At 36.1% G+C, this 11810-nt stretch carries 12 protein-coding genes; 5 read left to right on the top strand and 7 right to left on the bottom strand.

Annotation, left to right across the window (positions count from 1 at the left end; translation table 11 throughout):
* The first annotated feature begins 236 nt into the window (after window positions 1-236).
* A complete protein-coding gene (locus AWH49_RS11005) occupies window positions 237-455 on the top strand; it encodes a hypothetical protein (RefSeq protein ID WP_063965739.1) in 219 nt (72 codons plus the stop codon).
* 511 nt (window positions 456-966) lie between these two features.
* Here the strand turns inward: AWH49_RS11005 and AWH49_RS11000 are convergent.
* From AWH49_RS11000 to AWH49_RS10980, 5 genes are all read right to left on the bottom strand, one after another.
* Complete coding sequence (locus AWH49_RS11000) at window positions 967-1248, bottom strand: hypothetical protein (protein WP_063965738.1); 282 nt, start codon at window positions 1246-1248, stop codon at window positions 967-969.
* A gap of 14 nt (window positions 1249-1262) precedes the next feature.
* On the bottom strand, window positions 1263-1382 hold the full coding sequence (locus AWH49_RS21270) for a DUF6906 family protein (protein WP_425305708.1): 120 nt from the start codon (window positions 1380-1382) through the stop codon (window positions 1263-1265).
* Window positions 1383-2311: 929 nt separating this feature from the next.
* The gene (locus AWH49_RS10990; protein WP_063965736.1) at window positions 2312-3514 is read right to left on the bottom strand and encodes a Ger(x)C family spore germination protein; all 1203 of its coding nucleotides are present in this window, start codon (window positions 3512-3514) and stop codon (window positions 2312-2314) included.
* A gap of 226 nt (window positions 3515-3740) precedes the next feature.
* Window positions 3741-3974: a hypothetical protein gene (locus tag AWH49_RS10985; protein WP_063965735.1), complete on the bottom strand. Its 234-nt coding sequence runs from the start codon at window positions 3972-3974 to the stop codon at window positions 3741-3743.
* 223 nt (window positions 3975-4197) lie between these two features.
* Window positions 4198-5793 carry a spore germination protein gene (locus AWH49_RS10980; protein WP_063965734.1) on the bottom strand — a complete coding sequence of 532 codons (1596 nt, stop codon included), beginning with the start codon at window positions 5791-5793 and terminating at the stop codon, window positions 4198-4200.
* A gap of 600 nt (window positions 5794-6393) precedes the next feature.
* Between AWH49_RS10980 and AWH49_RS10975 the strand changes: the two genes are divergently transcribed.
* On the top strand, window positions 6394-7479 hold the full coding sequence (locus tag AWH49_RS10975) for a GerAB/ArcD/ProY family transporter (protein WP_063965733.1): 1086 nt from the start codon (window positions 6394-6396) through the stop codon (window positions 7477-7479).
* A gap of 22 nt (window positions 7480-7501) precedes the next feature.
* On the opposite strand, the gene AWH49_RS10970 is transcribed toward AWH49_RS10975, so the two are convergent.
* Entirely contained in the window at window positions 7502-8386 is an 885-nt protein-coding gene (locus AWH49_RS10970) for a LysR family transcriptional regulator (protein ID WP_063965732.1), read from the bottom strand.
* Window positions 8387-8505: 119 nt separating this feature from the next.
* Here AWH49_RS10970 and AWH49_RS10965 point away from each other — a divergent pair, with 119 nt between their 5' ends.
* On the top strand, window positions 8506-9696 hold the full coding sequence (locus AWH49_RS10965; RefSeq protein WP_063965731.1) for a coenzyme F420-0:L-glutamate ligase: 1191 nt from the start codon (window positions 8506-8508) through the stop codon (window positions 9694-9696).
* 269 nt (window positions 9697-9965) lie between these two features.
* Here AWH49_RS10965 and AWH49_RS10960 read toward each other — a convergent pair whose 3' ends face one another.
* Window positions 9966-10586 carry a DUF3298 and DUF4163 domain-containing protein gene (locus AWH49_RS10960; RefSeq protein ID WP_094777163.1) on the bottom strand — a complete coding sequence of 207 codons (621 nt, stop codon included), beginning with the start codon at window positions 10584-10586 and terminating at the stop codon, window positions 9966-9968.
* A 321-nt stretch (window positions 10587-10907) separates the two neighbouring features.
* On the opposite strand from AWH49_RS10960, the gene AWH49_RS10955 reads away from it, so the two are divergent.
* Together AWH49_RS10955 and tnpA are read left to right on the top strand one after the other, a co-directional pair.
* Window positions 10908-11399 carry a hypothetical protein gene (locus AWH49_RS10955; protein WP_063965730.1) on the top strand — a complete coding sequence of 164 codons (492 nt, stop codon included), beginning with the start codon at window positions 10908-10910 and terminating at the stop codon, window positions 11397-11399.
* 208 nt (window positions 11400-11607) lie between these two features.
* Window positions 11608-11810 (top strand): IS200/IS605 family transposase (gene tnpA, locus AWH49_RS10950; RefSeq protein WP_157723715.1); only part of this gene is annotated, 203 nt, incomplete at its 3' end.

The raw sequence follows: 11810 nt of genomic DNA, 5'->3' as shown, positions 1-11810 counted from the left end.
AGAAAAGGGATTCCGTCATTTACACAAAATTCTTGACGCTCCCCCACCTGTTGATTCTTACATAAATTTTTATTAATCGGAAATATTATTACTGTCCGGAACATTTTGCTATGGTAACTTCGAATATTTAAAACGGGGGGCAAGCTGCTTTTTCCATCCAGACTCTGTCCCGGCTGATTTTTATCTGTTCCCGAATTTCCACTATGCTAGCCACTGGCTAGAGAGGAGAGATGAATATGTCTTTAGATAGCCTAAAAGATCTGTTAGGAACGTTATGTTCTTACAACACGATCGACATCACTCATACCTTTGAAAAAGACGGACAATCTATAGCATCAGTTTGTTGCTTAAAAAACACTTCTACAATTGAAGTAACAATGATTCAAACTCAATCTGTTGAACAGTATGAAACTGTAGATGAGGCAGCAATTGTGATAGAAAGATTGGTAAATTAACAATCCATGTATAAATCAGACTTTAGTTGTCCATCATGTAAATGTGGGGATATATCCCCCACTAAAAACTGAATAGTCTTTAATTGGAACGGGATACCTACTGGTCATCCCTTCCTTTATATGTAAATTAGTTAACAACCATATTTATGTTAATTTTTATCAGGACTCTCGTATATACATATATCAAAAGATTAATTGAAGATATACCATGTACGAATACAAATTTGTCAAAATTCCTTTACTTGATCTTTCTGCTCTTCCTTACATTTGTAACTTTCGATTGTAGAATTCCCGAGCACAGTTGGAACAATTACAAAATACATATCAATTCCCCCTCACCAAGATTGTTATCTCCCTCATACCCCTACGCATTGGCCATCATCCTTTCTCTTAACTCAAAGAACCATTCCTTATCTGATGATTCTTCTTCATCGAATATTGCTACTTCTGAACTCTGTCCCATTGGGGTTTCTGCCGAGTAATCCCTCTAGTTCCGGATTAAGATAATAATCTACATCACTGCCCGATCCTCAGAAATGACATAATATTCTTTATCACATCGATCTTTTGAAGTTTCCCAGGTCCACATAAGTTTTGCGACATATAACCTGTTTAATTCAATTTCCGGCGCTCGTTTTGGCGGTTCTAGTGGCCATTCAGGCGTTTTAACTTCTTCTATGACCTTGAAATCTATCGATTGGAAAACAACCTGTATGTGGGTACTTACGTGGAAACCTAGATGCGTACACATAATCATCTCTATTTGCTCGATAATCGTGTAATCTCTTAACATGATGACTCTTCCTCTTAACCTATTTTTTTCATGGCGATATCCATTGGTATTTCTTTGACTTGTTCAGTGTGACGATGCACAAGTGTGTACATACCATTATGCTTCTCACTGACCAGCCAGTTTAATGGATTCAAGAAAGGATCACTTTTCTTTCAGCCCCCGTGATGGCTTTTTGCCTTGTTTCACCTTCTCTGCATGGATGATGTCCATCGATAACATCCGGAACAGGTACGGGGAAACCTGGCTCGATTGCTATCGACGAGCACCGAAGTGCCTATCTTAGGAAAGTATGGTATGATGTTCTTGGATTGGTATTTCTTTGGCGACCGCTCTGGAAAAGCGTGTCGTCTTTATTTTTGCTTTTTTCTGCTTCAAGTTCACCCGTCGCTTTTCCATAGTAGTAACAGAATACGCCGATAATAAATGGAAGGGCGAGCCAGTCAAGGTTCAGCTATGTTTTATGTAGCAGTTCCATTTCGTAACCCTTTCTAGAAACACACCTTTTTTATAGAAGATTTTAGGTTCTTTGATATTGAAAAATGGAAGAATCTTTCCCTAGAAGATACGGAAGGAATAAGGAGACATTTTGATTGGGTCACACATAAAGCGAAGGAAAGAAACGATTCCGATCTTTTATGTCTGGGGGTGCGCTTATGGTGATGAGTAATTATTACACGACAAACCTTGAAGATTGGGTTACTCGTTTGTACGTAAGTTCGAAAGTTTTTCACCCTACACAAATCAATAAAGAGAATATTGCCAGAAAGTTAGGTATTTTCCTGCATAAAAAGCCCCTCCCTTCTTATTTTGAGTTTGTCGGGAGGTATAGAGGCATCACGATGGATTCCAATTTGATGATCATAACAAATTAATGAATTACTAATACCCCTGTTTGAATACTTTTTCGAATATTCAAATACTAATCTACCTATTAGTTGGAAATACCGGGTAAACCTCGATTTCGTTAGGAAGCTACACGAATCTTTCAAGATCATATTATATTTGCACCAGAACAGTATTGAACATATTTAACCATTTTTGTTTCTTTTATAAACTAAGCAATTTACTTTAACTTTTCTTGGAATGGATTATCAATCGTACCTATGCTTCGGATTTCTCCTTGTACCCTTATATTTACAGGCACGTTCTCAAAATGTTTAGCCCAATCTTTTTTGAGTTTTTTCCAAGCTTGAGGATCAGCTCGATGAATCGCCTCGCCGAATCCAAAAATATCCGTTTTGTATTCTTCCTGTACTTGTTTTATTGCCTTTTTAAACACCTTCTTTGATGTTTTTTCGTAAATTTCCTCTAATTGGTCAATCGATTCCGTTTTTGTCAAATCGATAGGGCATTCTACTTCACTTATATTGCCCTCCACATGAACATTTAGATCGATCTCGGGTTTTCCATTCTTTATTTTACCTTTCATTTCCGTATTTGAACTCATCACTTGATACACAAATTTCCCACCTTTCGGACACGATACATCCACAACTGTACTCTTCTCTTTGCTTGTAACGACGGTATACGTTTGGCTTTGTTTCTCATTTAACCAGCCCACTAACTTATCTTTATCAAATACTGCTAATCCGTTATAGGACAATCGGGCAGGCATATCAATCCTTTCTACATTCTGTTTGCTTAAAGAAGTTTCTTCATCACCTTTTATATCTGCTTGGATTCCTGTTAACACCGGTTGTTTTCCTTCACTTACCATATCCGTGATCAATTCATCTAATGTAATGGCACTTGTACCTGACCATACTTTTGATGAGAGGCTAAGGGTATTAAACAATTTATTGGCAGGTATTTTTTCTAAAGCTGTGGGCACCTTTAGAATATTTTTTGCGTCCATTCCCTTAGCTACGACGATATAAAAATCTGATCGCATGTCCCATTCCCTTGAAAAAAGGTCTAATGGTTTTCCAATTCCTTCTTTTGCTAATGACTCTCCAATCACGAGTACTCGCAGATGAGATGGATAAATTCTCCGCGGGGATTCATCTGTTATTTTCCGGATAGCTTCAGAAACGGTTTTCCCTTTTGCTGAATAGATGATTACAGGTGAACTGCCTGCTCCACGATCTCCAGCCACTTCCCCTGGATTTACTACTTGGGCAGTTAGAAGATATTGATCATCGCTTGTCTTATCCAGCCCTATGGCCAGCGTAACGGCAAGTTCATTTAATTCACGACGATTCCAGCAACCTGCAGTGAATAATAAAAATACAATCAGAATGATAAACATCGTAAAGCTCCGTTTCATGGATTAACCTCCTTTCGCTCTATTTTTTTATTATTTGGTTTATTACGGATTATTTTAAAGTGACGATTTCATTTTATGCATCCATCTTCATTCTTCAAGATTTTAAAAGTCGTTGGCCTGACGTATGAACAGGAACGGAACCGCCAACCTTATATACGATGATCTATAACATAAATGATCACATGCCCATTTTTGCTGTTCGAAGCATCTTTTGCCTACTCCATTTTCACGTTAATAATTTTTCAACCATGTCGGAAAGCGGTTTAAAAATGGCTGTAATCCAATCTAATGGATTCGGAATCTTGATATTCATAGCTTGAGCAATGCTTAAGATAGTTCCGAATAGTAAAAAAATGAAAAATATCCACAACTCCTTTTTTAATTTCTTCCTCAACAGTGGAGGAACATTAATCGCGATGATCACAGCCAAAATGACAAGAATTCCTGCAACAGCCACCACTTTTGACTACTCCTTTCTTTTGCTTTATTAAAGAACGAGATAACGTTCAGAGGGGTCGAATCTCTGTTTATAATCAAAAATTCACATACGATACAATAATTTTTTTCCAGATCCTTTTATCCCTTTTTGAAGCTTTTGAATCGTGCGATGAATGGCTTCATCAAATCCAAATAGAGCAGCTTTGTTTTTTTGTTGTAAGACTCTGATCGCTTCTTAGTCAATCTCACATGTTATTCCGAGGCGGTTTCGGTGCCGAAGATTGTACGCGTTTATTGTTTTTCTGGCTGATTATACGGGGGCGGGAAAACATCCTCCATATAGGGACCCGAATAACGGTATCTTTAATGTCTTCACGAATAAAAGGAGCAAAAGGACTCATATAAGGAACCTCAAAGGAACGCAAGCTGCACATGTGAAGCACTAGCGCAATGAACCCGACTAGTATCCCAAACAAGCCAAAAGAAGCAGCAAGCGCCATAAACGGGAAACGAAGCATTCTAAAGGATTGAGATATGGCGTAGGAAGGCAGGACAAAACTTGCAACCGCAGTGATCGCAACAACGATGACCATGGCTGCCGAGACAATTCCGGCATCAACGGCCGCTGTACCAATCACTAGTGTCCCTACAATAGACATAGCTGGCCCTATAGCCCTTGGCATTCGTAAACCAGCTTCCCGTAAGATTTCAAATCCGATTTCCATTAGGAGAGCTTCAATGAATGCAGGAAAGGGAACCCCTTCCCGTTGAGCCGCTAAACCAATCAACAGTGGAGTTGGCAACATTTCCTGATGAAACGTGGTGAGAGCGATATATACAGATGGTCCTAACAGAGCAATCAAAATACAAAAAAAACGAAGCATACGATTAAGGCTGCTAAAGAACGTACGCTGATAATAGTCTTCCGAAGATTGGATAAAGGAGACGAACAGTCCCGGGACGACTAGAACAATCGGCGTTCCATCCACTAGTATGGCAACTTTCCCTTCCAAAAGCTCAGCAGCAACCACATCAGGGCGCTCCGAATAATATATAGTCGGAAAAGGACTGTACGTTTCATCTTGAATCAATTCCTCAATATAGCCACTTTCTAGGATTCCATCGATATCAATTCGATCTAGACGCCTGTGCACTTCTTCAACGACTTTGTCATTCACAATTCCATTGATATACATGATCCCTACATCAGTTATGGTCAATTTTCCGATTTTTTTCGATTCCAACCAAAGTTGGGGGGTTTTAATTTTCCGGCGAATTAACGCTGTATTCGTACGCAATTTTTCCGTAAAACCTTCCTTTGGTCCTCGAATGATGGTTTCCGTGGTGGCTTCCATTACCCCCCGGTCTTTTCCACCACGCATACCGATTGTAAAACCTTGTGCATGCCCATCCACTAAGAGAATAACATCCCCTGATAACAGGGAAGTTAATAAAGAACTGAATTCCGTCACATCCCGTATGTCTCCAACCGCAAGGATGCAATCCTTCAATTGTTGTAAAATGTTCTGTTGAGACGATAGTATTTGCTCCTGACCGGTATGGATATCTAACATAATGGATTCCATGATAAAATTCTGAATGGAATTAGTGTCCACCAATCCATCCGTGTAAAAAATACATACTTTAACTAGTTGCTTTTTGCCAATTTGTATTTCTCTAATCACGATGTCGCTGCTATTTCCAAGCAGTTGTTTTACGTGTTGAATGTTTTCTTGCAGACTTGTTTTTAATAATTCTTTATTCGTTTCCATGTTTTGATCATCTTGCTCGAATAGAGGGCGTTTAACGCTGTTTTTTCTTCGTTTCTTCAAAAAACTCATCCATTTTATCTCCCTCTCAGTATTTTGTTTCTTTAAAAAGTAGTCTTATTAGGTTACTTTCAAAATCATTGAGAAAAGATTCGATAAGATACTTTGAAAAAAGACATTTTTATTCATGAATCTTCCTTTAACCTCTTCTTTTTATAGTTGTTCGCTATGTACATAATTGACCTCGTGACTGAGAATCCCCACTTTCAATGTTGTTAATGTCATCCATAAGTCTTTCTATGATAAAACGGCCTATGAGCTCCTTATCAGCTAACCCATTTATATAAATAATCGTGACTTTATACATGGTATGTTCTCTATTTTTTCGTTTTTTTATTAGCCGGTTCCATGCACTGCTCATTTTCTTTTAACAATCCAAGCTTATAGTCATCGAATGCAGCATTCGATGTCTTCACTATTATCATGCCTATTTCCCAACTTTTAATACATTTAGGAAATGAATAAACGTCATCGTGAATTCTTTATCGCTTTAAAGTACTCCATCTCTGATCTCTGCTGCATTAAAGCGCTAATCAGGGATCAGATCCCCTGAATATTTCTTCGAACTAAAGGGAATAAAAGATATATTATGACCATGAGGAGATACCATTAATGTTTGATAACAATAAAATAAATACCCGGCAATTTACTTGTTTGGCCATTTTATTTGTCATCGGTGACACCCTATTATTCGTTCCTTCAGATGTTACGTCTATAGCGAAACAGGATGGTTGGCTTTCTGCCATACTCGCGGCTGTCATGGGGATCTTTTTAGTTACGTTGTACAGCTTTCTTGGAAAACGATTTCCCTCCATGAATATAGTCGATATCAGTGAGAAAGTTCTTAGTTTGTGGGTTGGAAAAATCATTGGGGTTTTATTTGTTTTCTTTGCTTTAATTGATTCAAGTATCACCATTTGGGAATTAGGAGATTTCATGACAACTAAAATTATGCCGGACACACCAATTAACGCTATCCTTATTCTTTTTTTAAGTATTATCATCTTCGGAATACATGTTGGGGTAGAACCACTAGCTCGTACAGCGGAAATTATTTTCCCCTGGGTTATCCTACTTTTTTTGATTCTAGTTCTATCGGTTTCCCCAAAGATTAATCTTGAGAACATTCAGCCTGTGTTAGAAGACGGGGTAAAACCAGTACTGCGCGGTTCTCTTCCGCTTATTGGTTTTTACTTAGAATCTGTACTTCTTTTAATGGTTTTACCGTATGTCAATCAAACAAAGAGAATTACCAAAAGCTTTGTGATCGGAATGATCACTGGCAGTAGTTTTCTCTTTATTATTATACTTTTAAGTATTTTGGTTCTAGGTAGTTATTTAACATCAAATTCCATTTATCCCTCTTATGCGTTAGCCAGAAAAATAAGTATAGGAAGTTTTCTTCAGCGAATAGAAGTTATATTAGCTTTTATCTGGTTTTTCACTGTTTATTTCAAAGTGACAATCTGTTTTTATGCTGCAACAGCAGGCCTAGCACAAGTTTTTAAAATTAAAGATCATAAAGTGCTAATGTTTCCTTTAGCTTTAATTGTATATGCTCTTGCTCTTATAACAGCGCCAAGTACAACGTATGTTAATCAATTTCTTTTATCCATCTGGTGGACTTTTACTTTGAGTTACGGTTTATTTTTACCATTATTATTGATAACAGTGGCTAAATTACGAAATAAATATTAATTAACAGAAAAATATTTTATACCTATTTATTTTCTATGATCTCAACAAATTTTGTTGAAGCTGGTGATAGAGGCACACTTTTCAAAAAACATACTCCTATATTTCTTTTCGGTATTTCTTCATTTAATTGTACTTCATACACTAATCCTTTATTTAAATACTCTTGGGAAAATTCTTTCGTCACACATGCTATTCCTAAATTTATTTTGGCAAAATCCAATAATAAATCATGGGAACCTAATTCAAATTCGGGCGAAATCTTTATACCTTTAGAAATCATATAATCCTCTACATACTTTCTGGAATTTGATTTTGGTTCAAGAAAAATTAATGGTAGTTTTACTAATTCATGAAGGCTTAATGGTTTAGAAAATATTTTTTTAAATTTCTCCCCGTAAACAAACGTATCCTGGATATCAAAACATGGTCTCAGTTCTAATGTAGGATCATCAATCGGGAGGTTACAAATGGCAATATCCACCCCTCCTGATTTTAAGATCGAACAGAGTTCAAATGTTGTACCATTAACAATATAAAACTTGATATTCGGATATCTATTATGGAAAGCTTCTAAATAGGGAAGTAAGAAATACTTGGAAATCGTATCCCCTACACCTATCTTTAATTCCCCTGTCGTTAAATTCTTTAATTCTAAAATTTTTTCTTCCCCAACGTCAATTAAATTAATAGCCGAATTAACATATTCAAACAGAATACTACCTTCATTTGTTAAAGATACCCCTTTAGGTGTTCTATTAAAAAGACGTATATCTAATTCTCTTTCTAACTGCATAATCGCTTGACTAACAGCTGGTTGTGTCAAATAAAGATCTTTTGCCGCCTTGGAAAAACTTTCACTTTTCGCTACCTTACAAAAAACTTTATATAAATCTAATTTACTCACCATATAATCACTCCTTATATCTGACATTCAATATATTAATTTTACTTATAATATTACAACGATGTATAGTACAAGTAGACAATTTTTTAAATTTACTTTAATAGCTGTAAGGAGCGATTATATTGGAAAGAGTAGTTGGAACAGTTGTGAGAGGTCTTCGCTGCCCCATAATAAATGAAGGGGATAATATCGAGAAGATCGTTGTAGATAGTGTGTTAAAAGCTTCAGAAGTTGAAGGCTTTAAAATTAATGATAAAGATATCGTTACTTTAACAGAATCAATCGTTGCTCGTGCTCAAGGTAATTATGCGACTATCGATCATATTGCTAAAGATGTTTGTTCCAAATTTGGAGAAGATACTGTTGGAGTCATATTCCCTATCTTAAGTCGTAATCGTTTTGCAAACTGTCTCCGTGGTATTGCAAAAGGAGCTAAAAAAATTGTATTAATGCTTAGCTATCCATCTGATGAAGTTGGTAATCACTTAGTAGATATAGACGTACTTGATGAAAAGGGAGTTAATCCTTGGACAGATGTTTTAACAGAAAAACAATTCCGTGATCATTTTGGATATATTAAGCATACTTTTACTGGCGTTGATTATATTGACTATTATAAATCGTTAGTTGAGGAATACGATGTTGAATGTGAAGTTATCTTCTCAAATAATGCAAAAACCATTTTAAATTACACAAAAAGTGTTCTTACTTGCGATATTCATACGAGATTTAGAACGAAGAGAATATTAAAAGCAAATGGTGGAGATAAAATTTATAGCCTCGATAACATATTATCAGAGTCTATTGATGGCAGTGGATGTAATGAAGCTTATGGCCTGCTAGGTTCAAATAAATCAACAGAAGATAGTGTTAAACTTTTCCCACGTAATTGCCAACCTATCGTTGATAAAATACAGCATAAGCTCAAAGAAAAGACTGGAAAAAATGTTGAAGTCATGGTTTATGGAGATGGAGCATTCAAAGATCCAGTAGGCAAGATATGGGAACTTGCTGATCCAGTTGTATCACCAGCTTACACATCAGGTCTTGATGGTACACCTAATGAAGTAAAGTTAAAATATCTTGCCGATAATAACTTTGCTGATTTAAGAGGTGAAGAACTTAAACAAGCTATCTCTCAATTTATTAACAATAAAAATTCTGATCTGGTAGGATCGATGGAAGCACAAGGTACTACACCTAGAAAACTTACTGATCTTATCGGTTCTCTGTCCGATTTAACTTCAGGAAGCGGAGATAAAGGTACACCTATTGTCTTTATACAAGGTTATTTTGATAACTATACAAAATAATAGTAATCATTCAATGATTAGAAAATTATATACAAAAAATAAGCAATGCTAGCTTTTACTAGCACTGCTTATTTTAATTCTATACGTTCAAAAATACGATCTACTTTCAATATAAGGTTTCTTAATCCATATCTAAGAAAAAATCAACGAAGATTCATTATAAACTAAATCGTATCACTTGCGTATGATACGCTTCACCGTGACTTATCAAAATGAGGTTTATATTTGAGGATTTAACTTATTCTTTAGCTGTTATGTGAAAAGGATGGTTAATCATTAACAGCCATTCGTCCGAGGGGACCATTTTCGTCAATGATATCCTGTAAATCAAATACGGAGATTGGAAACATTGGGAAACCAAAAGCATATGGGGTGATTTCATAAAGCTGAAAATAGATAACAAGAGCTTTGTCCGCAATATAAAAGTCTTGATTGGGCTGAATTTCTGTGAAGTCGCCCAGAAGCTGAATATCACGTTGTTTGATTTGCATGCGAATCAAGGTTGAGAGCCTTTTGACATAATCACTTCCAGGTTTAAATAAGTCTTTAAGTTCACATAGCTTCTCTTTTTGCAAATCAAATGTTAAAGACTTTATATACGTCATCCCATGGGCAGCATGATCGTGGTACGTATAATTAGACAGCGATAAGCTCAGAACCTGGCGTTGATTGTTTTTGATTTCATACGAACCGAGCATTTGTACCACTGTTGTCGGCATATTCCCAACTTGTTGATTTATGAGCTGCTGGGTTTGATAGGCAATCGCCCGATTAATTGATCTTTCCATTCCTTGATCTTGCATACCGATTACCTTGGGATAAAAGACTATTTTATCCGGACCGCTGCTGATTTTAACCGTTTTAATGCTAACTGGAAACGTAACGGGCATATTTATCTATCCTTTTATATTTTTTAACCCATTGTATTCATGAAAAGGATAAATGTGTGCAAATGGCAAAAGTGAAGTAGCATGGAACCTTATCCCAAATTTTTCAATTAATTTCCTTTCTGATTTCATAAGGATTTTCATTCCATACAGCACCTTTCACATAACATATTTTAACAATATTATATTTATTTTCTGTAATGCACACATTATACTTTTTTCCTCCCATCGATGTTTTGTAGGTAATTTAGTACAGATAACACAAAGTATTAGGATTGCATAATTTATATAGGGATACGTTTAAATAACGATGGAGGTATGAGTATGATAAATTTCACATCTTTTCATGGTACCGTCACCATGATTAGTGATTTTATGATAGGGCTAAATGGTGAAGGAGAAGGTTGTTATAAGTTAATATCTGTAGATAACGGACACGGAGCCTTAGTAAATTTCGTGGTGTCACCCACTACTTACTTTGTAGACCATGTAATAGTGGCAGTAGGAGATAGGGTAACTGGATATTATGATGCAAATGCACCTGTTCCTCTTATTTTCCCACCACAATATCGGGCACTTGTTATGGCAAAAGATAATCCATATCAAAATGTAAAAATAGACTACTTTAACAGCCAGTTGGAGAGTAGTGATGGTCAATTAAGATTAAATATTTCATCATATACTCAACTATTATTGACAAATGGGCAACCCTTTACAAGCAACCCTGCAAACCGAAATCTAATTGTTATCTATGGCCCTACCACGAAAAGTATCCCTGCTCAAACCACCCCCTATAAAATTATAGTTTGGTGTTAGAGGTTATGGAAAAGACATTTTATTAATTTATATCAATAGAATTTTATCATTTTCCGACAGAAGACTCCCTCTTCAATCGTGTGAAGGGCGAAGCCCAATGATAAGGGGGAGATGAATGTCGGTTAGGCGATAGCCTAAAGGTATTTATTGTCAATTGTTTCCGAATGATGTATAATCAGTCTTAATAAACATAAGGACTGTTATAACAATGAAATTAGACAGTAATAATCATTCAGTGTTCTTGTTGCATTATCATCTTGTGTTGGTCGTAAAATATAGAAGAAGTGTCATAGACGACAACATTTCAGACTATGCAAAAGGCAAGTTTGTATCGTTAGGTAAGAAATACAATATCTCTTTGGTGGAGTGGAATCACGATGAAGACCATATTCACATTCTTTTCAAGGCACA

Origin of the sequence: Domibacillus aminovorans (assembly GCF_001643235.1) — a bacterium.
GTDB classification, from domain to species: domain Bacteria; phylum Bacillota; class Bacilli; order Bacillales; family Domibacillaceae; genus Domibacillus; species Domibacillus aminovorans.
Note: the sequence above shows the minus strand (reverse complement) of the source record. Positions and strands in the feature narration are given on the sequence as shown.

What these genes read in the sequence shown, in the direction of transcription:
- AWH49_RS11005 (WP_063965739.1), top strand. Translation starts at nt 237, where the DNA reads ATGTCTTTAGATAGCCTAAAAGATCTGTTAGGAACGTTATGTTCTTAC.
- AWH49_RS11000 (WP_063965738.1), bottom strand. Translation starts at nt 1,248, where the DNA reads ATGTTAAGAGATTACACGATTATCGAGCAAATAGAGATGATTATGTGT.
- AWH49_RS10990 (WP_063965736.1), bottom strand. Translation starts at nt 3,514, where the DNA reads ATGAAACGGAGCTTTACGATGTTTATCATTCTGATTGTATTTTTATTA.
- AWH49_RS10980 (WP_063965734.1), bottom strand. Translation starts at nt 5,793, where the DNA reads ATGAGTTTTTTGAAGAAACGAAGAAAAAACAGCGTTAAACGCCCTCTA.
- AWH49_RS10975 (WP_063965733.1), top strand. Translation starts at nt 6,394, where the DNA reads ATGTTTGATAACAATAAAATAAATACCCGGCAATTTACTTGTTTGGCC.
- AWH49_RS10970 (WP_063965732.1), bottom strand. Translation starts at nt 8,386, where the DNA reads ATGGTGAGTAAATTAGATTTATATAAAGTTTTTTGTAAGGTAGCGAAA.
- AWH49_RS10960 (WP_094777163.1), bottom strand. Translation starts at nt 10,586, where the DNA reads ATGCCCGTTACGTTTCCAGTTAGCATTAAAACGGTTAAAATCAGCAGC.
- AWH49_RS10955 (WP_063965730.1), top strand. Translation starts at nt 10,908, where the DNA reads ATGATAAATTTCACATCTTTTCATGGTACCGTCACCATGATTAGTGAT.